At 71.6% G+C, this 20618-nt stretch carries 20 protein-coding genes; 11 read left to right on the top strand and 9 right to left on the bottom strand.

Going from position 1 to position 20618, the window contains the following annotated elements:
- The first annotated feature begins 34 nt into the window (after window positions 1–34).
- Window positions 35–1285 (top strand): aspartate kinase, encoded by a 1251-nt coding sequence (locus AC1RN5_RS02810; protein WP_493041468.1) that lies wholly within the window; start codon window positions 35–37, stop codon window positions 1283–1285.
- On the opposite strand, the gene AC1RN5_RS02805 is transcribed toward AC1RN5_RS02810, so the two are convergent.
- The gene (locus AC1RN5_RS02805) at window positions 1282–2685 is read right to left on the bottom strand and encodes an MFS transporter (protein WP_493039749.1); all 1404 of its coding nucleotides are present in this window, start codon (window positions 2683–2685) and stop codon (window positions 1282–1284) included. The two genes, AC1RN5_RS02810 and AC1RN5_RS02805, sit on opposite strands and share 4 nt — an antisense overlap.
- 74 nt (window positions 2686–2759) lie before the next feature.
- On the opposite strand from AC1RN5_RS02805, the gene AC1RN5_RS02800 reads away from it, so the two are divergent.
- Both AC1RN5_RS02800 and AC1RN5_RS02795 read left to right on the top strand, forming a co-directional pair.
- On the top strand, window positions 2760–3374 hold the full coding sequence (locus tag AC1RN5_RS02800) for a helix-turn-helix transcriptional regulator (protein WP_493039748.1): 615 nt from the start codon (window positions 2760–2762) through the stop codon (window positions 3372–3374).
- A gap of 64 nt (window positions 3375–3438) precedes the next feature.
- Window positions 3439–3852 (top strand): RcnB family protein, encoded by a 414-nt coding sequence (locus AC1RN5_RS02795; protein WP_493039747.1) that lies wholly within the window; start codon window positions 3439–3441, stop codon window positions 3850–3852.
- A gap of 39 nt (window positions 3853–3891) precedes the next feature.
- On the opposite strand, the gene AC1RN5_RS02790 is transcribed toward AC1RN5_RS02795, so the two are convergent.
- Window positions 3892–5628: an alpha/beta hydrolase gene (locus tag AC1RN5_RS02790; RefSeq protein ID WP_493039746.1), complete on the bottom strand. Its 1737-nt coding sequence runs from the start codon at window positions 5626–5628 to the stop codon at window positions 3892–3894.
- Between the two features lie 158 nt (window positions 5629–5786).
- Here AC1RN5_RS02790 and AC1RN5_RS02785 point away from each other — a divergent pair, with 158 nt between their 5' ends.
- The 4 genes from AC1RN5_RS02785 to AC1RN5_RS02770 all read left to right on the top strand — a co-directional run bounded on the left by AC1RN5_RS02785 (window position 5787) and on the right by AC1RN5_RS02770 (window position 7995).
- Complete coding sequence (locus tag AC1RN5_RS02785; protein ID WP_493039745.1) at window positions 5787–5999, top strand: DUF4287 domain-containing protein; 213 nt, start codon at window positions 5787–5789, stop codon at window positions 5997–5999.
- 109 nt (window positions 6000–6108) lie between these two features.
- Window positions 6109–6795, top strand: a complete 687-nt coding sequence (locus AC1RN5_RS02780) for an ankyrin repeat domain-containing protein (protein ID WP_493039744.1) — start codon at window positions 6109–6111, stop codon at window positions 6793–6795.
- Window positions 6796–6809: 14 nt separating this feature from the next.
- Window positions 6810–7199: a hypothetical protein gene (locus AC1RN5_RS02775; RefSeq protein ID WP_493039743.1), complete on the top strand. Its 390-nt coding sequence runs from the start codon at window positions 6810–6812 to the stop codon at window positions 7197–7199.
- A gap of 184 nt (window positions 7200–7383) precedes the next feature.
- Entirely contained in the window at window positions 7384–7995 is a 612-nt protein-coding gene (locus AC1RN5_RS02770) for a DUF2306 domain-containing protein (protein ID WP_493039742.1), read from the top strand.
- On the opposite strand, the gene AC1RN5_RS02765 is transcribed toward AC1RN5_RS02770, so the two are convergent.
- Genes AC1RN5_RS02765 through AC1RN5_RS02755 form a run of 3 tightly spaced genes read right to left on the bottom strand, consistent with a single transcriptional unit; the run spans window position 7992 to window position 9947 of the window.
- Window positions 7992–8639, bottom strand: a complete 648-nt coding sequence (locus AC1RN5_RS02765) for a glutathione S-transferase family protein (RefSeq protein WP_493039741.1) — start codon at window positions 8637–8639, stop codon at window positions 7992–7994. The two genes, AC1RN5_RS02770 and AC1RN5_RS02765, sit on opposite strands and share 4 nt — an antisense overlap.
- Window positions 8640–8652: 13 nt before the next feature.
- On the bottom strand, window positions 8653–9135 hold the full coding sequence (locus tag AC1RN5_RS02760) for a MarR family winged helix-turn-helix transcriptional regulator (RefSeq protein WP_493039740.1): 483 nt from the start codon (window positions 9133–9135) through the stop codon (window positions 8653–8655).
- 44 nt (window positions 9136–9179) lie between these two features.
- Window positions 9180–9947, bottom strand: coding sequence for a DUF2189 domain-containing protein (locus tag AC1RN5_RS02755; RefSeq protein WP_493039739.1), 768 nt, complete (start codon window positions 9945–9947; stop codon window positions 9180–9182).
- A gap of 271 nt (window positions 9948–10218) precedes the next feature.
- On the opposite strand from AC1RN5_RS02755, the gene ptsP reads away from it, so the two are divergent.
- Entirely contained in the window at window positions 10219–12480 is a 2262-nt protein-coding gene (ptsP, locus tag AC1RN5_RS02750; protein ID WP_421932720.1) for a phosphoenolpyruvate--protein phosphotransferase, read from the top strand.
- A 160-nt stretch (window positions 12481–12640) separates the two neighbouring features.
- Entirely contained in the window at window positions 12641–13651 is a 1011-nt protein-coding gene (locus AC1RN5_RS02745) for a nucleotidyltransferase domain-containing protein (protein WP_493039738.1), read from the top strand.
- Here AC1RN5_RS02745 and AC1RN5_RS02740 read toward each other — a convergent pair.
- The 3 genes from AC1RN5_RS02740 to AC1RN5_RS02730 form a co-directional block, all read right to left on the bottom strand.
- Complete coding sequence (locus tag AC1RN5_RS02740) at window positions 13648–14433, bottom strand: hypothetical protein (RefSeq protein ID WP_493039737.1); 786 nt, start codon at window positions 14431–14433, stop codon at window positions 13648–13650. The genes AC1RN5_RS02745 and AC1RN5_RS02740 overlap by 4 nt on opposite strands.
- A 170-nt stretch (window positions 14434–14603) precedes the next feature.
- Window positions 14604–15083: a transcription elongation factor GreA gene (greA, locus tag AC1RN5_RS02735; protein ID WP_493039736.1), complete on the bottom strand. Its 480-nt coding sequence runs from the start codon at window positions 15081–15083 to the stop codon at window positions 14604–14606.
- A 46-nt stretch (window positions 15084–15129) separates the two neighbouring features.
- Entirely contained in the window at window positions 15130–16281 is a 1152-nt protein-coding gene (locus tag AC1RN5_RS02730; protein ID WP_493039735.1) for a saccharopine dehydrogenase family protein, read from the bottom strand.
- 162 nt (window positions 16282–16443) lie between these two features.
- Here AC1RN5_RS02730 and AC1RN5_RS02725 point away from each other — a divergent pair, with 162 nt between their 5' ends.
- Both AC1RN5_RS02725 and AC1RN5_RS02720 read left to right on the top strand, forming a co-directional pair.
- On the top strand, window positions 16444–17205 hold the full coding sequence (locus AC1RN5_RS02725; protein ID WP_493039734.1) for a hypothetical protein: 762 nt from the start codon (window positions 16444–16446) through the stop codon (window positions 17203–17205).
- A gap of 273 nt (window positions 17206–17478) precedes the next feature.
- Window positions 17479–19677, top strand: coding sequence for a putative bifunctional diguanylate cyclase/phosphodiesterase (locus tag AC1RN5_RS02720; protein WP_493039733.1), 2199 nt, complete (start codon window positions 17479–17481; stop codon window positions 19675–19677).
- Window positions 19678–19693: 16 nt separating this feature from the next.
- Here AC1RN5_RS02720 and AC1RN5_RS02715 read toward each other — a convergent pair whose 3' ends face one another.
- Window positions 19694–20479 (bottom strand): class I SAM-dependent methyltransferase, encoded by a 786-nt coding sequence (locus AC1RN5_RS02715; protein ID WP_493039732.1) that lies wholly within the window; start codon window positions 20477–20479, stop codon window positions 19694–19696.
- Window positions 20480–20618 lie beyond the last annotated feature (139 nt).

The following is a 20618-nucleotide window of genomic DNA, read 5'->3' as shown; positions in this document are numbered from 1 at the left end:
TCCCTCTCCCCTCAAGGAGCTTGTGACCACGCCCATGTCCCGGCTGGTGATGAAATTCGGCGGTACGTCCGTCGCCGACCTGGAGCGCATCCGGCGCGTGGGTCGGCTGGTGGCCGCCGAGGTGGCCGCGGGCCATCAGGTGGCCGTGGTGGTCTCGGCCATGTCCGGCAAGACCAATGAGCTGGTGGCCTGGACCGACGGCGCCGGCGCCGCGGCCCAGGGGCTCGAACCTTCCGACGACGAGTACGACGTCGTGGTGGCGTCGGGCGAACAGGTGACCGCCGGCCTGCTGGCCATGACCCTGCGCAACATGGGCCTGCCGGCGCGCTCCTGGATGGGCTGGCAGATTCCGATCATCGCCGACGACGCCCACGGCCGCGCCCGCATCGACGACGTCCCGCCGGAGAACCTGGTGGCCGCCATGGATTCGGGCCAGGTGGCGGTGATCGCCGGCTTCCAGGGCGTGACCCGCGACGGCCGCATCGCCACCCTGGGCCGCGGCGGCTCCGACACCAGCGCCGTGGCCATCGCCGCGGCGGTGAGCGCCATCCGCTGCGACATCTACACCGACGTGGACGGGGTCTACACCACCGACCCGCGCATCGAGAGCAAGGCCCGCAAGCTCAACAAGATCTCCTACGAGGAGATGCTGGAGATGGCGTCCCTGGGCGCCAAGGTCCTGCAGACCCGCTCCGTCGAACTCGCCATGGCCAAGAACGTGCCGGTGCGGGTGCTGTCCAGTTTTGTCGAGCCCGGCGAAGCGCCCGGCCAAGGCACCATCGTGTGCGACGAGGAAGAGATCATGGAAAAGCGCATCGTGAGCGGGGTCGCCTATAGCCGCGACGAGGCCAAGATCACGCTGTACGGCCTGCCCGACCACCCCGGCGTGTCCTCGGCGATCTTCGGCGCCCTGGCCGACGCCAACGTCAATGTGGACATGATCGTCCAGAGCCACGCCCGCACCGCCGACACCGCCAACATGGAGTTCACGGTGGGCAAGCGCGACGCCCAGCGCGCCGTGGAGATCGTCCGCGCCGCCCAGCCGCAGATCGGCTTCGAGGACGTGGCCGTCAACGAGGATGTCGCCAAGGTCTCGGTGATCGGGGTGGGCATGCGCAGCCACACCGGCGTCGCCAAGACCATGTTCAGCGCCCTGGCCGAGAAGGGCGTCAACATCCAGGTGATCTCCACCAGCGAGATCAAGATCAGCGTGCTGATCGACGCGGCCTATACCGAGCTGGCGGTCCGCGCCCTGCACGCCGCCTACGGCCTGGACCAGCTCTAGGCGGACTGCGCCCGGTAGCCGGCCAGGCGCCGGGCTGTCCACAGGCCCGCCAGGGCCACCGGCAGGGCGGCGGCGAAGACCCAGACCCCGGCCGCGCGCGCCGTGGCGTCGGTCAGGCCGTGGGAGAAGCCCACCAGATTGGCCACCGCCGCGGCCACCGCGGCCCCGGCCGCCGAGCCGGTCAGGCGCACCGTGGTGATGCCGGCCGCCCCGATGGCGCGCTCGGAGTCGGGCAGGGCGCCCAGGATGGCCTGGCTCATGAAGGCCCAGGAGAGGCCGAACCCCGCCCCCAGGACCGCGCCGGCCAGCACCACCCCCACCACCGAGCCGGTGGGGAAGACCAGGGCGCTGGCCCCCACCCCGGCGGTGGCGCAGAGCGCGCCGATCAGGATCATGCGTCCCGGCCAGCGCCCGGTGAGATGGGCGACGGCCAGACCCGCGAGGGTCCAGGCCGCCGCCTCTCCCGCGATCACATAGCCGGCGGTCAGGGCAGACAAACCGGCGAGCTGCTGCAGGATCGCAGGACCGTAGATGGAGAAACCCATGGAGGCCGCCGTCAGCAGGAACATGCTGGCGTAGCCGGACCCGGGGATGGTGCGCAGGGAGCCCGAGCCCCGGGGCAGCAGGCGGACGATGGCCCGCTCGTCGAGCCAGACCATGGCCAGCAGCAGGACGACGCCCACGGCGGTCAGCCCGGCCGAGCGGGCGAAGGTCCCGGCGATGTCGGCCGCGCCGATAGCGGCGACCCCGGCGGCGATCAGGCCAAGCTGGCCCCAGGCCACGCCCGAGCCGCCCTCCCCGTCTTCGCCCTTGGGCAGCATGGCGTAGGCTGCGACCGCCACCGCCACGGCCTGGATCGCGAAGAACCAGAAGACCCAGCGCCAGACCCCGGCGTCGGCGAAGACCCCGCCGATCATCGGGCCCACCAGGCTGGCGATGCCCCAGACCGCGGTGATGGCGGCGTAGACCCGGGGCAGCAGGCGGTTGGGGAACAGCAGGCCGATGGCCACCGAGCAGAAGCCGGTGACCCAGCCGCCGCCGATCCCCTGCAGCAGGCGGCCCACCAGGAAGCTCACGATGTCCGGCCCCGCGGCGCTCAGCCCGCAGCCCAGGGCGTAGAGCAGGGCCGCGCAGGCGGTGGCGCGGCGCAGGCCGAAGCGCTGGGCCAGCAGGCCAGAGCTGGCGCCGGCCATGACCGAGCCCAGCAGGTAGCCGGCCGTGGCCCAGCCGAAATAGGCGTAGCCGCCGAGGTCGGCGCCGACGCTGGGCATGATGGTGGCGGTGACCAGGCTGTCGGCGGCGCCGATCCAGACCCCCAGGCAGATGAGGATGAAGCGCGGCGCGCGGCCCTCGCCGAGGACGTCGGCCCAGCCGCCATCGGGGGTGGGGGGTGGTTTCATGTCGACAGGCTCAACAGGGTCTGGCGAGGATGGGTAGACGGGGCGGCGGAAATTTGCAATAGTTTGGTTGTCAAATGCGAAGCCTGGCCGACGACCTGCTGTTTGCGATGAAGACCCGGGGCCCCAGCCAGACCCTGGCCCTGGCGCAGCGCGCGGGGGTCAGCCGCCAGGCGGCGCGGCAGGCCCTGGAGAAGCTGGTGGCCGACGGGCTGGTCCAGCACCTCACCGAGCGGGCCGGGGTGGGCCGGCCCAAGCGCACCTGGTCCCTCACCGACAAGGGCCACGGCCGCTTCCCCGACACCCACGCCCAGATGACCGTCGAGCTGATCGAGGCGGTGCGCGAGGAGTTCGGGGCCACGGGCCTGGACCGGCTGGTGGCCCGCCGGGAGCAGGCGATCGCGGAGGGCTACCGGGCCGCGGTGGGGGACGCCGGGCTGGAGGACCGCCTCAGCCGCCTGACCGCCCTGCGCGCCGCCGAGGGCTACATGGCCGAGTGGTCGCGGCAGGCGGACGGGTCCTATCTGCTGGTGGAGAACCACTGCCCGATCTGCGCGGCGGCGGCGGCCTGCCAGGGCTTCTGCCGCTCCGAGCTGGCGCTGTTTGCGATGCTGCTGGCCCCGGCCCGGGTGGAGCGGACCGAGCATATCCTGGCCGGGGCGCGCCGCTGCGCCTATCGGGTCGCAGCCTGAGCCGGGAGCCTATGGGCGAACGGGGCGTTGGGGTGGCCTGAGGGACCACCTCGAAGGATAACCTATGAAAACGCTTCTCGCCGCCGCCGCCGTCGCCAGCCTCGCGCTCGCCGCGCCTCTCGCCGCCCAGGCCGATCCCGGCGGACACGGAAACGGCCACGGCGCCAAGGGTCACGACAAGGGCCACGAGGCCGCACGCTATCAGGCCGAAGAGCCCCACAGCGGCGCCTGGACGCCGCCGGGCCTGGCCAAGAAGCCGGGCGGCATGCCCCCCGGCCAGTACAAGAAGATGTATCGCCAGGGCCAGCGCCTGCCCAGCAGCTACATCGACCAGCGCTACTATGTGGCCAATCCCGAGGCCAACCGCCTGCGCGCGCCGCCGACCGGCTATCGCTGGGTCCAGGTGGATAACCAGTACTACCTGGCCCAGACCCGCAGCGGCGTGATCGCCGAGGTGGTTTCGGCCCTCATCCGCTAGACAAGACCGGCCCCTCCCCGCCAGGGGAGGGGTCCTGGCCTATCGGGTCGCCGCCGGCGGCCCGGGCGGCTTGACCTCCGGCGACCAGTGGGTCGCCGTCCCCGCCGTCACGTACCAGCAGATCACCAGGGCGCAGATCACCGCGCCCGGGACGTAGGAATTGGTGCGCCGGTAGGTGAAGGCCGCGATCACCCCCACCATGGCCAGCAGCGGCACGAACTGGATCGCCACGATGGTGTTCAGGGGTTCGTTGGGCACCGCCAGCAGGCCGGTGAGGAAGAGGCTGGCGTACTGGATGGCCAGCAGCAGGACAAAACCCAGGCTCATCGCCAGACCCGAGGCGAGATAGGCCGTCGCCGCCCCCTCCCCCTTGATCGCCAGGTTGGCGTGCAGGGCCCGCAGGGAGACCAGGAAGAAGGCCGTCCACAGGGGCAGATAGGCCAGGGCCATCAGGGCGTGGGGGCCGTCCAGGGGCTTGAGCCCCAGGACCCAGAAGCGGAAGTCCACCTTGAACACCGCGTCGACGGCGACCAGGGCCAGGTAGCCCACGGCCACCGTGGCGACCCCGATCAGGGGCCCGCGAAGCCAGGCGTTGGAGAAGGCCGGCTTGCCGCCCTTGAGAAACAGCCCCAGGACCAGGGTCAGCACGCCGTTGAGCAGCGCCCAGACCAGCAGCTGGTTGGTGATGAACTGCGGGAACAGCCGCATGGGGAAGAACAGGTTCCCCAGCTCCATGAAGGTGAAGAAGGTGGCCGCCGGGACCACCGCCGTCAGCATGGCCGCCAGCCACCAGCGGCCGTCGCGCACGGCGCCCGCCGGCTCGGCGGGATGGGCGAGGCCCGCGAACACCGGCGTCGCCAGCAGCACCTGGAAGGCGCCCAGGAGCAGCAGGACGAAGCCCAGGAAGCCGACGCCCGTGCCGACCTCCTTCCACAGCCAGATCTGGTCGCCGGGCGGCAGGGGCCTGGCCGCGCCCGAAAGCCTGGTCTGGAACCAGTCTGTCGCGTGGCCGACGCCGGCCGAGGAGAAATGCTCCCAGGGGTGGGTGACGGGGGGATTGTAGAGCACCTTGGCGGTCCCGGCGGCCGGGTCGCCATAGACCCGGCCCTCCACGACCGGACCCGCCGAACCGAACATGGCCTGCAGGGCCTTGGAGCGGGCCACGTCGGCGCCCTTGGCCACCTGCCACATCAGGGGGGCGAACTCGTCATAGCGGCCGAACACCACGGCGAGGTTGCGCAGGGGGGCCTTGGCGCCCTGGCCGAACACCGCGCCGATGGCGGGGGTCGAGCCCTCCAGCACCACGGCCTGGTAGCCGCCGGGATAGGTCTCGGCGGCGGCGACCACCGGCCCGCCCCCCAGGCTGTGGCCCTCCAGGCCGATATTGTGCGCGTCCACGAAGGGCAGCCCCCGCAGGTAGCGCAGGGCCGCGGGTCCGCCAAAGCCCTGGCTCCCCACCGCGCCGCCGGAATAGCCGTGGCCGGTCATGTCCATGGCCAGGACCACGAAGCCGCGCCGCGAGAGCTCGATGGCGAAGGGGCTCTGCATCTCGCGGGTGTTGATATAGCCGTGGCTGGCCAGGACACCCGGCGCGGGACGCGCCGCCGTGGCGGTGGCGGGGCGATAGAGCAGCCCGCTCATCACCACCCCCTTCTCGCCGGGAAACCGAACCTCGGTGACCGTGACGCCGTGGGTGGTCTGGACCGCGTGGGCCAGGGCCGAGCCGGCCAGGATCAGGATCAGACCCAGGGCCAGCGGCCCCCATTTGCGCAGCATCGGTCGCCTCCCCAGACGTATGTCGGCCAGGACTATGGGGGTGGCGGGGAGGTTGGTCCAGGCGGTGAGATGGGATGGTGACCCACCGATCCGCGCCCGTCGCGGGCCGGGAGGCGACAATCTTGACCCGCGCGGTCTTCGGCGTTTGAAATCACGACATGACCGACGAACCGACCAAAGGTCCTGCGTCCTATTTCCCCTCCATCGAGAAGAAATACGGCCGCCCCATCGCCGATTGGAAAGCCCTGGTGCGAAAGCGCTATCCGGCCAAGCACATGGAGCTAGTGGCCATGCTCAAGGACGAGCATGGCATGGGTCACGGCCACGCCAACGCGATCGTCGCGCACACATTGGCCGAAGACGCGCCCTAGGGGGCCGCGGCAGACGGCCATCCAATGGCGCGGGCGCCAATCCGCATAACGTCGTTCGACGAGCTCGGCCGTTGCGTCTATGCTGCGGGGGAAACCCGTGGAGGACGCCATGCGCCATCTCGCCTGCTTCGGTCTTGTCCTGGGGCTCTTCGCCGGTCCCGCGGCCGCCCAGGAGACCACCCCCATCTGCCAGGCGGCGGCCGGGGGATCGGGGGCGGAGGTCAAGGCGCTGCTGGCGGGCGGAGCCAGCCTGACGACGTCGTGCGAGTACGGCTACCACCCCATCCACACGGCGGTGTCGAAGAACAATCTCGGCGCCCTGGAGGCCCTGCTGGCGGCCGGCGCCGACGCCAACGACCCGCACGGCTACCAGGGCCAGACCCCGATCGTCTCGGTGCAGAGCGCGGCGGCGGCGCGGCTGCTGATCGCCCGGGGCGCCAAGGTCGGCGCCCGCGACAAGAACGGCGCCTCGACCCTGAGCCATGTCGCCTCCAACACCCCCGGCTTCATCTCCGAGGCCGAGGGGGCGGCCATCGCCCAGCTGCTGCTGGACCACGGCTTTCCGGTCGACGCGCAGGACAGGTTCGGCAACACCGCCCTGGCCGACTCCGGGCGCTTCTGCCAGCTGCCCATGGTCCGGGTGCTGCTGGATCACGGCGCCTCGCCCAACCTCCGCTCGGCCGGGGAGACGGTGCTGGGGCGCCTGCATCCCGAATATTACGCCGACGATCCGTCCAAGCAGGCCGCCTGCCGCCAGGTGCAGGCCCTGCTGATCGCCCACGGGGCGGTGAAGTGAGGGTCCGGCGGGGGATGGCGGCCCTGGCGCTGGCCGGTTGCCTCGCGGCCTCGGGGGCCGCGGCGCAGGAGGCCAAGACGCCCCAGGATCGCGCCATCGGGGCGCTGACCGTCTTCGCCGTCGCCTATGCCGCCTGGATCTGGGAGGGCCGCTGTCATGAGCTGGACGAGGCCCGGCGCGCCCAGTTCCAGCGGCTGATCGAGGCCGACCTGCTGGGGCTCAACCAGGTCTTCGAACCGCGCCTGGTGGGGGCGGCCACCGGGTCGGGGCGCGACACCGGCCAGGCCGCCGAGTGCGGCGGCAAGAACGCCGGCCTGGCGGCCTTCGGCATCGAGCAGGCCACCGACGTGGCCGCGACCCTGAAGGGCCTGCCGCCGGGCTACCGGATCACCGTGACACCCTAGAGCCAGCCCATGTTTCGAGCGTGACGGGCGCCTGAAGCGGCAAGCCCCTGGGGGCGCCACCCTCGCGGGTTGGACGGGCCGCCTTCGCCTCTTGCGGGCACGCGGCCCCAGCCTCCAGAATGCCCCGTCATCCGGCTCTCGCTTCGCCGCGGCCGGGACCATGGTGATGGGACAGGGGGCGGACATGGCGCGGACGGCGGGATGGTGGGTGATGGCGGTGCTGGCCGTCCTGGTGGGGCTGGTCTCCTACCGCTACCTGATCCCCGACGGCCCGGCCCTGGCGCCGCCGATCCTGGCCAACCGATTCACCCCGATCGGGGCCCTGACCGTGCATGCGGGGTTCGCCTCCACCGCCCTGATCCTGGGGCCGTTCCAGTTCCTGGCGGGCCTACGGCGCAAACGGCCCGCCCTGCACCGGCGGATCGGCACGACCTATCTGATCTGCTGCGTCGTGGCGGGGCTGGCGGGGCTGGTCCTGGCCTTTGGGGCCCAGACCGGGCCGATCTCCACCGCCGGCTTCGGGTTGCTGGCCCTGGCCTGGCTGGGGACCACGATCCAGGCTTGGCGGCTGGCGCGGGCGCGGCGGTTCGTGGAGCATGAGCGGTGGATGATCCGCAGCTTCGCCCTGACCCTGGCGGCGGTGACCCTGCGACTCTACCTGCCGCTCGCCTTCCTCTCCCCGCTGGGCGGCGACGACATCTACCGGGCCATCTCCTTCCTGTGCTGGGTCCCCAACCTGATCATCGCCGAGCTGTGGCTGGCGGCGCGCGGGCGCCGTCCCGCGACGGCCGGTTAGGCCATGGCGGGCGCGTTCTCGCGGAAGGTGGCCAGCTGGTCCTCCAGGGCCTTGGCGAAGGCGGGGCGGGCCAGGGCCCGGGCGCGGTAGGCGTCTAGATTGGGATAGGCCTTGAGGATGCCGTTCTCCTCCAGCTCGCGCAGCACCGTGGCCATGACGATGTCGCCGGCGGTGAAGCGGCCCTCCAGGTAGTCCTTGTCGCCCAGGGCGTTGGCCAGCGAGGTCAGGCGCATGTCCAACAGGGCCTTGGCCGAGGGGCGGCGGCCCTCCGTCCAGGGCTGGCCGGCATAGAAGGAGTCCAGGCTCAGCAGGTTCTGGGTGTGGGGCTCGATGGAGTTGAGCGCGGCGAAGATCCAGGTGCTGACCCGGGCCAGGGCGGCCGGATCGCGGGGGGCGAGCGCCTCGGACATGCCGGCCAGGCGCAGGACGATGGCGCCGGACTCGAACATCTCCACCTCGTCGTCGCGATAGGCCGGCACCTGGCCGAAGGGCTGCCACTGGCGATAGTCCTCGGTGCTCCCGTCGATCAGCACCACCTCATAGGGCAGGCCCGCCTCCTCCAGGGCCCAGCGGACCCGCAGGTCGCGGACGAAACCCTGGGCGAAGGGCGGCACCCAGCGGAAGGCGGTGAACTGGATGGTCATGGGGAAGCTCCTTTCAGGACTCGCAAATCGGGGCGGCGGCCACGCCCGGACGGGGCGCCGACAGGGCCAGCAGGTCGCCGCGGGCCCGGTCCGGGTCGGCGAGTTCGGTCTCCAGCGCGGCATGGGCGGCCGCCCACAGGGGCAGGGCGGCGGCCAGCCGGGCCAGGCCGGCGGCGGTCAGGGCCACGCGGCGGGCGCGCTGGTCGTCGGGATCGACGCTGACCAGGGCCAGGCCCTCGCGCACCAGGGGCTTCAGGGCGGCGGTCAGGGTGGTGCGGTCGGCCCCCAGGGTGGCGGCCACCCGGCTCATCGGCGCGGGGGCGGGCCCGTTCAGGGCGTTGAGCAGGGAGAACTGGCCGTTGGTGAGGCCCGCCGGCCGCAGCACCTCGTCGAACCGCCGCGCCAGGGCCCGGGCCGCCCGCTGGGTGTGCAGGCACAGGCAGGTGTCGCGGACGGCCAGGGTGGTCTGCAGGGAGACGGCGGGGGCGTCGGGCATGAACGAGTTATGTTGATATCAACATATCGAGTCAAGCGCCGCGCTCAGGCAGGCGCCTCCACCAGGTCCCCATAGGCGCGCCAGGTGGCCAGGCCGAGCCAGGGAAAGACGATCACCAGGGCCAGGAAGCCGGTGAGGATGGTCGACAGGGTCAGGACCGAGATCAGCAGGGCCCAGACGATCATCGGCCCGAAGTTGGCGGCCACGGTGCGGAAGCTGGTGATGGTGGCGACGAAGACGCTGGTGCCCCGGTCCAGCAGCATGGGCGCCGAGACCACCACCAGGCCATAGGTGAGGAAGGCGATGGCGCCGCCGATCAGCGATCCGGCGATCAGCATCCGGTGGCCCTCCGGCGTGGTCAGGGCGAAGGCCGCCAGGGTCGCCACCGTGCGATAGATGACCCAGGTCGACAGGCCGTAGACGATCTGGGCGATCTGCAACCAGAAGAAGAAGATCATCAGCAGCGCCAGCCCCAGGATGGCGACGTCGGCCGAGAGCGCCCGGGGTACGAACAGCATGCGGGCGAGCGTCGGACGCTCGCCGCGGGCCAGCAGGGCGCCGGCCTCGTAGAGCCCCATGGCCAGCATGGGCGCCACGAAGACGAAGCCGCAGGTCAGCGCGAACACCCAGAAGGCGCCGCCGGTGGCCACGAAGCTCAGGCTGATCCAGAGGCTGAAGGCCGCGAGCGCCAGGCCGTAGGCCAGCAGCGGCGGCCAGGCCCGCCAGAGGTCCTTCCAGGCGCCCCCCAGCCAGCGGAACGGCGCGCCCACGCCGATCCTGTTCACGCGCGGCAGCCCGCCCGATGACGCCATGGTTCCCTCCCCTAAACCGGCCGCGTCGTTGCGCGTCGGCGCCGGCAGGGTCGGGTGCGGACGGCTTGAGCCGCATTGAGCCAGATCAAGGCGGGTTCGAGCGTGGCCGTTTCAGCGCTTAAACTTCCGCCACCCGCAACATTCCTGCGCACATCCTCCTCATTTCCGTCTCCGTTCCGACGTCCAAAGCTGCTAGGGAGCGGACAAGACGGTCGGGCTGGCCGCGGGGCCGTCCGAAGGGGCGGTCAGTTGAGGGAGTGAGACGGGGACGATGGCCATTCCAGGCATCGCCATTCGAGGACAGCGGAGCCTGCTGCGGCAGATCCGCGAGGCGCTGGCCGGCGGTGGGCCCGCGCAGCAGCGACTCGACATGGTGGTGCGGATCATCGCCCGCTCGATGGTGGCCGAGGTCTGCTCGCTCTATATGCGCGGCGCCTCCAACGATCTGGAGCTGTTCGCCACCGAGGGCCTGGACCCCACCGCCGTCCACGTCACCCGCCTGAAGCCCGGCGAGGGCCTGGTGGGCGAGATCATGCGCCTGGGCCGGCCGCTGAACCTGTCGGACGCGCCGAACCATCCGGCCTTCTCCTACCGCCCGGAAACCGGCGAAGACCCGTTCCACGCCTTCATGGGGGTGCCGCTGCTGCGCGGCGGCCGGGCCATCGGGGTGCTGGTGGTCCAGAACCGCACCGAGCGGGTCTATTCCGACGACGAGGTCGAGGACCTGCAGATCGTCGCCATGGTGCTGGCCGAGATGGTGGCCGGCAGCGAGCTGGCCAGCGAAGGCGCCCTGAAGAACGTCGACCTGGTGCCGCACCGGCCCGAGCGGCTGAAGGGCGCCAAGTTCGCCGACGGCCTGGCGCTCGGGGTGGTGGTGCTGCACGAGCCGCCGGTGGCGACCAGCAAGCTGCTCAGCGACGACGTGGCCGCCGAGGAGGTTCGCCTGGCCGAGGCCATCGCCAGCCTGCAGGCCCAGATCGACGAGATGCTGGAGGGCCAGCACGGCCTCGTCGAGGCCAGCTACGAGGTGCTCGACACCTACCGGATGTTCGCCCACGACCGCGGCTGGAACCGCAGCCTGGAGGACGCCGTCCGCAACGGCCTGACCGCCGAGGCCGCCGTGGAACGGGTGCGCTCCGAGCACCGCGCCCGCCTGGGCCAGGCCCGCGACCCCTATCTGCGCGAGCGGCTGCACGACCTGGAGGACCTCAACGACCGGCTGCTGCGCCACCTGTCGGGCGACGGCCACAAGGCCCGAGAGCTGCCCCCCAACGCCATCCTGATCGCCCGCAACCTGGGCCCCGCCGACCTGCTGGAATACGACCGCACCAAGCTCAAGGGGCTGCTGCTGGAGGAGGGCTCGGCGGCGAGCCACGCGGCCATCGTGGCCCGCGCCCTGGACATCCCCTGCGTGGGACGCCTGGCCGGCCTGCGCGACAAGGTGTCGGAGGGCGATCCCGTCATCGTCGACGCCGAGACCGGCGAGGCCTACCTGCGGCCCCGGCCCGACGTCATCAAGGCCCTGCAGGCCCGGCTGGAGGTCCGCCAGCAGCGGCAGGCGGAGTTCGCCAAGCTGCGGGACACCCCGGCCTTCACCCGCGACGGCCACAAGATCACCCTGCTGATGAACGCCGGCCTGGATGTCGACCTCGACATCCTGGGGGAGACCGGCGCGGAGGGCATCGGCCTGTTCCGCACCGAGTTCCAGTTCATGGTCGCCGAGGAGATGCCGCGCTTCAACGCCCAGACGGCCCTCTATGGCCGGGTGATGGACGCCGCCGGCGACCTGGCCGTCACCTTCCGCACCCTGGATCTGGGGGGCGACAAGGTGCTGCCCTATCTGGAGGCCGAGCGGGAGGACAATCCGGCCCTGGGCTGGCGGGCCATCCGCATGGGCCTGGACCGCCCGGCCCTGCTGCGGCTGCAACTGCGGGCCCTGATCGCCGCGGCGCGCGGACGGCCGCTGCGGATCATGTTCCCCCTGGTGGCCAATGTGGACGAGTTCCGCGCCGCCCGCGCCCTGGTGGACCACGAGATCGCCTGGGCCCAGCGGCGGGGCCGCGCGGCCCCCTCGCGGCTGGAGGTGGGCGCCATGATCGAGGCGCCGTCCCTGATCTGGCACCTGGACGCCCTGCTGCCGATGACCGACTTCGTCAGTGTCGGGACCAACGACCTGATGCAGTACCTGTTCGCCGCCGACCGCGGGAACCCGCGGGTGGCCGACCGCTACGACTTCCTGTCGCCCCCGGCCCTGCGCGCCCTGCAGCAGATCCAGCAGGCCTGCGCCGAGACCGGCACCCCCGTCTCGGTCTGCGGCGAGATGGCCGGCCGGCCCCTGGAGGCCTTCGTCCTGGTGGCCCTGGGCTTCGACCGGCTGTCCATGCCCCCGGCCGGCATCGGGCCGGTGAAGCAGATGGTGCTGGCCTGCGACCGGGAGGCCGCCCGGCGCGGGGTCTCGGCCCTGATCAAGAGCTCGGCCGGCTCGATCCGCAACGAGATCGAGACCCTGGCCCGCAAGATCTCCGCCATCTAGACGGGCGGCCGAAAGCCGGTCTAGGCTCCAGCCTCCTGCCGGAGGACTCTTCCGTGGCCACAGACAGCTGATCGGGCGGCGCCAGGCGCGCCAGCTTTTCCCGCTCATCGCTCTCAAGCCGAGCCCGCGCCGCCGCGCGCCGGCTCTCCACGGATATTCCATGACCCAATCCCACACCCCGGCGCCCGCGGGCGCGACTCCGTACGCCGAGCTGAACGGCGTGCTCGACCAGCTCGTGACCCGCGCCCGGTCCGTGCTCGGCGACAATTTCGTCGGCGCCTATCTGCAGGGCTCCTTCGCGGTGGGCGACGCCGACGAGGCCAGCGACGTCGACTTCCTCATCGTCACCCGCCGCGACGTGACCCTGGCCGAGCAGCCGGCCCTGCAGGCGATGCACGCCGAACTGTTCCACCATCCCTCGCGCTGGGCGCAGCACCTGGAGGGCTCCTATGCGCCGGCCGCCATCCTCCGCCGCTGGAGCACCGAGCCTCGCGATCCGCCGGAGGAGCCGCGCGAGCCGGGCTGGGGCGATCCTGGCATGTCGGACCTGCCGGCGCGGGTCTATCCCTTCCTCTATCTCGACAACGGCGCCGACCGCCTGGTGCGCTCCGAGCACGACAACAGCCAGGTGGTCCGCTGGTGCCTGCGGGAGAAGGGGATCGCGCTGGCCGGCCCGCCGCCCGCCGACCTGGTGGACCCGGTGACGCCCCAGGCCCTGCGGGCCGAGATCCTGCCGCTGTTCCGGCGGGTGACGGCCTTGTGGCTCGGCGCGCCGGGGAAGATCGACCAGGCCTGGCTGCAGGCCTTCATCGTCACCTTCTACTGCCGGATGCTGCACAGCCTGGAGACCGGAACGGTGACCTCCAAGAAGGCCGCCAGCGCCTGGGCCAAGGCTCGACTCGATCCGAAGTGGGCGGGGCTGATCGACAGCGCCTGGGCCATCGGGCGATCACCCCTGGCCGCCAAGCTGGCGCCCGCCGACCCGCGGGCGGTGGCCCAGACCCTGGCCTTCGTCCGCTATGTCGTGAAGTGGGAGGCGATGGCGGGCGCGGCCTCCAAGGGCGCGCACGGCGCCTCCCGACCCCGCTGGCAGGATGCGGGCGGCCGCACGCGCGGCGGCCAGGCCGCGCCCTCCCCGATCCGTCCGGGCGGTCGCGGGCGAAGGGGTTAGGGCGCGGGCGGCGGCCCGGGCGGGGACGCGAAGGCCAGGGGCGCCACGGCCTCGCCCGGCGTTCCCGCCACGACGCTCCGATAGATCGCCTCGCCGACCGGGCTGTAGGTGATCGCCTCCGTCACCAGCAGGCAGCCGATCATCGCGGCGACGCCCCAGAACCAGGCCGGATGAACCCGACCGCTGCGCCGCTTGTCCGCCCACATTCCCGCCAGGGGGAAGAACAGGCACACCGCGAGGATGACCTCCCAGGCCCAGGGCGAGATCAGCGGCATCGGCAGCAGCCGACCGAAGCCGGGGCCCAGCAGGATCGACATCGCGCTGAAGTGCAGACGCCGATGCCAGTCCGTGCGGCCGCGCAGCAGGATCGCGGCCGTGGTCAGGCCGGCGAAGGTGAGCAGCGTCACGGGGTCGAAGACCAGGAACTGCAGCGGCTGGAAGAAGAACGGGACCTGGCCGCGACGCACAATGGCGAGGGTCACGGCGAACCCCAGGACGATCATGGGCACGACCCAAGCCGCCGCGATCCAGCCAAGACGACGGTGGAGGGCCATGCGGTCCGTCGCGGCGAAGACGTTCTGCAGCAGATAGATCACCACCCAGCCCATGAACACGATGGCATGGGCGTGGACGAGGGGCGGCGAGGAGAAGCTTGATCGCCCCATCGCCAGTTGCACCGAGAAACCGGCGACGATCACCAGGGCCATGGCGGCGGCGCCGCGGAGGAAGAAGCCCTCGTCGCGGCCAGCCGACGCGGGCGATCCATAGGACACTGTGGCCATCTCGTTCCCCCCGGGACCCTGTGACGCCGACCGATCAGCCTGGTCGACTGCACCGGCGACTATTGTGCAGGTTGTCGGCCCCGCCAAGCGGCGAACGGCGTTTTCCCAACCCCGGGATCGACAATCGGCCTCGCCACGGGCGCCGGGCGCGGGTCCTGCCTTTGAAGGCCTCAGTCGACCGCGACGATCTCCACCTCGGCGCCGGCCAGGATGGCGGTGTCGCCGACGTGCTTGCCCAGCAGGGCGCGGGCCAGGGGGGAGACGTGGGAGACGCTGCCGTGAGCGGGATCGGCCTCGTCCTCGCCCACGATGCGGAAGGTCTGGCGGCGGCCGTCCTCGCGGTCGATGGTGACCCCGCCGCCGAAGCGCACGGTGTCGGTCTGGCCCGTCGTCTCCACCAGCTGGGCGTTGGCGCGACGGGCCGAATAGTAGCGCAGGTCGCGGGTGGCGCGCGCCATGGCGGTGCGGTCGGCCTCGATGCCGCCGGCGCTCTGGGCCGCCGTATAGGCCGCCCGCGCCTGGGCCAGGGCCGCGTCGATGGCCGCCAGGCCCTCGACGGTGACCAGGTTCGGGTGGGGCGAGATCGGGCGGTCGGGGAGATCCGCGGCGGTGGCCTCGGCATCCCCTTCCTTGGTGAACGCAACGCTCATGGACAGTTCCTCGGGCTCTGGAGCGTGTAACGCCCCAGAGCCGCTTTCAGCTCTCGACCTTGAAGGTCAGGCCCGCCTTGTCCGACAGCCGCTTCACCAGCCGGTTCCCCAGGGCCGCGCCGGGCGTCCAGATCCCGCCCGCCACGTCGGGCGCGTTGACCAGGGCGATGGCGGTCTCGGCGATGATCTTCGACGTGGAGCCGTAGCCGGGGTCCTTGTCGCCATAGACCGACACCTGGACCTTGCGGCCGTCCGGCGCGATGGCGATGAAGAGGGCGTCGTAGAAGCCCGCCTCCCGCTCCTCCTTGCTGGGCCCCTCGCCCGGTTGCGGACCGCCCTCGGCGGGCATGTCGGCGAAGGCGGCCGGCGTGTTGGGGTCGATGATCGACATCTCGTCATAGACGAAGTCGGTCCCGTAGGGGTGGCCCTGCAGCAGGTTCGAGCGGTGGACGTTCTTGGTGTTGATGGCCGCCATCATGAAGGGGCCGACCTCGGCGCCGACGTCCGGATCGTGCTCCTGCTTGTTGCCCGGAGGCTGCGGCGGGCCGGTGAACCCCGGCGTCAGGGCGAAGGGGTTGATCATCAGGGCGAACAGGCTGGGGTCCTTCTGCAGGGCCGCCATGGTGGCCCGGCCCGAGGCCGCCGTGCCGCCCGACAGGCCGCCGCGCATCTTGCGCATCCGGCCCTTCACACGGGGGACCATGGCGCCGAGTTTTTCCTTCGCCGTCTTCTGGGCGAAATAGACGCCCAGTTCGAAGGGGATCGAGTCGAAGCCGCAGGAGAACAGGATGCGCGCGCCGCTCTGCTTGGCGGCGGCCTCGTGCTTGCCGATCATCTCGGCCATCCAGTTGGGCTCGCCGGAGAGGTCCAGATAGTCGGTCCCCTGGGCGGCGCACTCGGCCACCAGGTCGGAGCCATAGAGCTGGTAGGGACCGACGGTGGTGAGGATCGCCTTGGCGCGGGAGACCATGGCCTTCACCGAGGCCGGGTCCGAAGCGTCGGCCACGATCAGCGGGGTGTCCTTGGGCGCGCCGATCTCGTCGCGGACCGCGGCCAGCTTGTCGGCGGACCGGCCGGCCATGGCCCACTTCACCTCGCCGCCGACCCCGTAGGTCCGGGCGAGATACTCGGCCACCAGACGGCCCGTGAAGCCGGTGGCGCCATAGACGATGATGTCGAATTCGGCCTTGGGGTTCATGAACGCACCCTCCCTTTTCAATTGGCGGCGACCCTGCCGCGATTGAGGCCGCCGCGCAATTCTTGAGGGCCTGTGGCGCCCAGACCCATTGCGAACTTGGCCGTGCGACGGCAGAGAACGGTCATAGCCTTTTTCATTTCAACGAACCTGAGATCCATTTCCATGTCTGAGATCATTGTTCCGAGACAATTCCGCGGCCCGCCCGTCACCGCCAACGGCGGCTATATCTGCGGCGTGCTCTCCAATGCGGTCGGCGGCCGCGGCAGCGCCATGCTGCGCAGCGGGGTGCCGCTGGACGTCCCCGTCACCCTGACGCCCACCGAGGACGGCGGCGTGGTGCTGAGCAACGCCGAGGGCCAGCCCCTGGGCTCGGCCAAGCCCGCCGCCGACGACGCCATCCCCATGCCGCCGGCCCCGCCCAGCGTCGAGGACGCCAAGCGCTACGCCGCGGCCTCGCGGTTCGCGCAGAAGTCCCTGCACCGCGGCTGCTTCTCCTGCTGCGTGGAGCGCGAGGCCGGCGAGGGCCTGGGGGTCCATGTCGGCCAGATCGAGGGCGCCGAGCCCGGCGTCTGCGCCGGGACCTGGACCCCGCACGCCAACTTCGCCAATCCGGACGGGACCATCCCCGACGAGATCACCTGGGCGGCGCTGGACTGCTCGGGCTCCATGGCCTGGTGGATGAAGACCGACACCCCGGTGGGCCTGCTGGGCACCATGGCCGGCGAGGTTCTGGTCAAGCCGCGGGCCGGCGAGACCTATGTCGTCGTCGCCTGGGCCGACAAGGTCGAGGGCCGCAAGCACTTCGCCGGCGTCGCCCTGTTCGACGCCGGCGGCAAGGTCATGGCCCGCAGCGGCCAGATCTGGATCGGCCGGCCCCCCGGCGCCCCGCCCTACCAACTGCCGCCGGTGACGGCCACCGCCTGACCTTGGCGCGGCGCGGCGCGCGGGGTCGTCCTCCGCGCGCCGCCGCCGACCCTTCGCAATAGGCGCAGGGCGACCCAGGCCTTGCGCGCGACACCAGGTCAGACGTCGAGCCCTCCAAGGCGAACATCTACTCAACATATACTTCGAACCTAACCCGAATGATTGATGTCCCGAGTTCGTACACTCGTTCTGGGTATAATATTTCGTCTCTGAACTTATTCCTCCCTTAAGCGTGACCGCGCTAACTCCCGGCCGGACTGGGAGTTCTGGAAGATGACGTTCGGATCGAGATCCGCCGCGGCCGTGGCCGCCCTGGCGCTCACCCTCATGGCGAGCCTGATCGCCGTGCGGGTCTATACCGCCACCGTCTCGGACCGGAACGTCGGCGCGCGGGAGCAGACGCTCATCGAGAACGGCCTGCGGGGCTGGATCGGCGAGGTGGAGGGCAAGGTGGTCGGCCAGACCACCTGGGACGCCGCCGCCCTCAACCTGGGCGAGGCCTACAACGCCGCCTGGGCGCACGAGAATATCGGCGTCTTCCTGCACGACGTCTCCGGCTTCGAGCAGGCCTATGTGCTGGATGGCGCCGACCAGCCGCTCTACGCCATGGCGGACGGGCGCGACGAGCCGCCGGCGACCGACGCCGCCAGGCGCGCCGCCGCCGCGGCCCTGGTGGCGCGCGTCCGTTCGGCGGAGACCGCCCGCCCGGCGGCCCGCCCGGTCCAGGGCGCCGCCCCGCCCATGCCCCCGGCCATCCAGGCCAGCGCCGTCGAGCTGGTGGCGGGCCAGCCCAACATCGTCACCGCCACCCTGGTGCAGTCCGACTTCGGCAAGGTCGCCTTGCGCGGCCGGGCGCCGATCATCGTCACCCTGGAGGCCATCGACCCCGACCTGCTGGCCCGGTTCAGCGCCCGCTTCCTGCTGGAGGATCTGCGGGTCGTCCCGGCCGACGCCCCGCGAACCCTGGGCGCCTCGGCGGACCTGCGCCGCGGCGACGGCGCGCGGGTCGCCCGGCTGGACTGGACCCCGCAGCGCCCGGGCCACAAGCTGCTGATGCGCACCCTGCCGGGCCTGATCGCGGCCATGATGATCTTCTGCTCCCTGACCACCGCCATCTTCCTGCGCGGCCGCAACACGGCGCGGGCCCTGATCGCCAGCGAGTCCCAGGCCAAGCACATGGCCTATCACGACCACCTGACCGGCCTGCCGAACCGGGCCATGTTCAGCGAGCGGATCTCCCACGCCCTGGCCGCCATGCGCCGCGACGCCCGCGCCGTGGGGGTGCTGGCCCTGGACCTGGACCGCTTCAAGCTGATCAACGACACCTATGGCCACGGGGCGGGCGACGCGCTGATCGTCGAGATCGCCGGTCGCCTGAAGGCTCTGGCGCGGGCCGGGGACACGGTGGTGCGGCTGGGGGGCGACGAGTTCGCGATCCTGCAGGCCAACGCCTCCCCCCACGGCCTGGCGGCCCTGGCCGAAAGGATCGTCAAGACCCTGTCGCGGCCCATCGACCTGCCCTTCGGCCGCGTCTTCCCCAGCGTGTCGGTGGGGGTGACCCTGGTGAGCGACACCCATATCGACGGCCAGGAAGCCCTGCGCCAGGCGGACCTGGCCATGTACCGCGCCAAGGACGCCGGGCGCGGCCGCTACCACTTCTTCGAGCCCGACATGGACCTGGCCCTCAAGGCCCGCCGCGCCCTGGAGCAGGACCTGCGCGAGGCCCTGGCGAACGACGTCCTGACCATGGCCTACCAGCCGCAGGTGGACGGCGACGGCGAAGTCGTCGGGGTCGAGGCCCTGGTCCGCTGGGACCACCCCGTGCGCGGACCGGTGTCGCCGGCCTTCTTCGTCTCCATCGCCGAGGAGTGCGGACTGATCGAGGCGCTCGGCGAATTCACCCTGCGCCGCGCCTTCAGCGACAGCCTGCGCTGGCCGACCCTGAAGGTGGCCGTGAACGTCTCGGCCAGCCAGATCCGGGGCGGCGGCTTCGCCGACCTGGCCGCCACGGTGCTGAAGGCGACGGGCGCCGATCCCAAACGGATCGAACTGGAGATCACCGAGAGCGTCCTGCTGGAGGACGACGAGGTGACCCACGACACCCTGAACGCCCTGCGGAGCCTGGGCTTCTCCCTGGCCCTGGACGACTTCGGGACCGGCTATTCCAGCCTGGCCTATCTGCGGCGCTATCCGGTGGACAAGATCAAGATCGACCGCTCCTTCATCACCGGCCTGGGGGTCGAACAGGAATCCGAGGCGGTGGTGAGCGCCATCGTCAAGCTGGCCCGGGCGCTGAATCTGGAGGTGATCGCCGAGGGGGTGGAGACCGACGCCCAGCGCCGGGGCCTGCGCCGGGCCGGATGCTCGCACATCCAGGGCTTCCTCTATTCCCGCCCCATCGGCGCCGACGGCATCGCGGCCCTGCTGGTCAATGACGACGGCGGGGGCGTGCGACGGCTGGTGGCCGCCTAGAGCGGCAGGGCTTCGCCTAGGGCTTCACCGCCCGCGTCGCCAGGCAGGTGGGGAAGTAGCGCGAGCGGCCGCTCTCGCCGCCGCCGCTGTCGTGGTCCTCGAACAGGTGGGTGAGGACGAGGCCCGCCTGGAGCTGGCCGCCGATCTGGGTCTCCAGGCTGTGGCTGAACTCCACGGTGTGGTCGCGGGCCACCAGCCGCCCCAGCTCCTCGGCGGGCAGGTCGTCGATATCGGCATAGGGCAGCCGGTGACGCACCACCAACTCGCCGCGGTCCTGGGCCTCGGCGTCGAAGATGTAGACCATAGGGTTCATGAAGCCGGCCAGCAGGGCGCCGCCGGGCCGCAGCACCCGGGCGACCTCGCGCCAGACCGGCAGGATCTCCGGGGCGAAACAGTTGGAGACCGGGTGGAAGACGATGTCGAAGCTGGCCTCCTCGAAGGCCGAGAGGTCGTGCATGAAGCCCTGGCGGGTGGTGAGCGACAGGCCGTCCCGGGCGGCCACCGCCTCGTCCTGGGCCAGTTGGCGCGGCGAGGCGTCGAACACCGTCACCCGCGCGCCGGCCGCCGCCAGGATCGGGCCCTGCTGGCCGCCGCCGGAGGCCAGGCCCAGGACGTCCTTGCCGGCGACCTCGCCGAACCAGTCGCGGGGGACGGGCTTGTTGGGGGTCAGCACCACCGACCAGTCGCCCCGGCGGGCGCGGTCGACCGCCTCGGCCGAGACCGGGCGGGTCCAGATGTCGGCCGCCTCGACCCGACGGTCCCAGCCGGCCTGGTTGATCCCTGCAACGTCCTGCGCGCGCATGTGGCGGGTCCCCTCGCTCGGCCTGCAGCCTATAGCGCGACATTCCCCGCAGCGGCGAGGGCGCGAAAGCGTCCCGCTTCAGAACAAGCGGCGCCGGAACCTGCAGAAATGCGGCCAAGCTCCCAGGCTTCGCCCGCCG

This window comes from Phenylobacterium sp. GW821-FHT12F10 (genome assembly GCF_058806695.1).
Note: the sequence above shows the minus strand (reverse complement) of the source record. Positions and strands in the feature narration are given on the sequence as shown.

Excerpts from the sequence above, each read along its gene's own strand:
- AC1RN5_RS02780 (WP_493039744.1), top strand. The coding sequence starts at position 6,109 with ATGCGCCATCTCGCCTGCTTCGGTCTTGTCCTGGGGCTCTTCGCCGGT.
- AC1RN5_RS02790 (WP_493039746.1), bottom strand. The coding sequence starts at position 5,628 with ATGCTGCGCAAATGGGGGCCGCTGGCCCTGGGTCTGATCCTGATCCTG.
- AC1RN5_RS02725 (WP_493039734.1), top strand. The coding sequence starts at position 16,444 with ATGTCTGAGATCATTGTTCCGAGACAATTCCGCGGCCCGCCCGTCACC.
- AC1RN5_RS02755 (WP_493039739.1), bottom strand. The coding sequence starts at position 9,947 with ATGGCGTCATCGGGCGGGCTGCCGCGCGTGAACAGGATCGGCGTGGGC.
- AC1RN5_RS02795 (WP_493039747.1), top strand. The coding sequence starts at position 3,439 with ATGAAAACGCTTCTCGCCGCCGCCGCCGTCGCCAGCCTCGCGCTCGCC.
- AC1RN5_RS02765 (WP_493039741.1), bottom strand. The coding sequence starts at position 8,639 with ATGACCATCCAGTTCACCGCCTTCCGCTGGGTGCCGCCCTTCGCCCAG.
- AC1RN5_RS02745 (WP_493039738.1), top strand. The coding sequence starts at position 12,641 with ATGACCCAATCCCACACCCCGGCGCCCGCGGGCGCGACTCCGTACGCC.
- AC1RN5_RS02740 (WP_493039737.1), bottom strand. The coding sequence starts at position 14,433 with ATGGCCACAGTGTCCTATGGATCGCCCGCGTCGGCTGGCCGCGACGAG.
- AC1RN5_RS02775 (WP_493039743.1), top strand. The coding sequence starts at position 6,810 with ATGGCGGCCCTGGCGCTGGCCGGTTGCCTCGCGGCCTCGGGGGCCGCG.
- AC1RN5_RS02760 (WP_493039740.1), bottom strand. The coding sequence starts at position 9,135 with ATGCCCGACGCCCCCGCCGTCTCCCTGCAGACCACCCTGGCCGTCCGC.
- AC1RN5_RS02770 (WP_493039742.1), top strand. The coding sequence starts at position 7,384 with ATGGCGCGGACGGCGGGATGGTGGGTGATGGCGGTGCTGGCCGTCCTG.
- AC1RN5_RS02715 (WP_493039732.1), bottom strand. The coding sequence starts at position 20,479 with ATGCGCGCGCAGGACGTTGCAGGGATCAACCAGGCCGGCTGGGACCGT.
- AC1RN5_RS02730 (WP_493039735.1), bottom strand. The coding sequence starts at position 16,281 with ATGAACCCCAAGGCCGAATTCGACATCATCGTCTATGGCGCCACCGGC.
- AC1RN5_RS02800 (WP_493039748.1), top strand. The coding sequence starts at position 2,760 with ATGCGAAGCCTGGCCGACGACCTGCTGTTTGCGATGAAGACCCGGGGC.
- AC1RN5_RS02805 (WP_493039749.1), bottom strand. The coding sequence starts at position 2,685 with ATGAAACCACCCCCCACCCCCGATGGCGGCTGGGCCGACGTCCTCGGC.
- AC1RN5_RS02785 (WP_493039745.1), top strand. The coding sequence starts at position 5,787 with ATGACCGACGAACCGACCAAAGGTCCTGCGTCCTATTTCCCCTCCATC.
- greA (WP_493039736.1), bottom strand. The coding sequence starts at position 15,083 with ATGAGCGTTGCGTTCACCAAGGAAGGGGATGCCGAGGCCACCGCCGCG.
- AC1RN5_RS02810 (WP_493041468.1), top strand. The coding sequence starts at position 35 with ATGTCCCGGCTGGTGATGAAATTCGGCGGTACGTCCGTCGCCGACCTG.
- ptsP (WP_421932720.1), top strand. The coding sequence starts at position 10,219 with ATGGCCATTCCAGGCATCGCCATTCGAGGACAGCGGAGCCTGCTGCGG.
- AC1RN5_RS02720 (WP_493039733.1), top strand. The coding sequence starts at position 17,479 with ATGACGTTCGGATCGAGATCCGCCGCGGCCGTGGCCGCCCTGGCGCTC.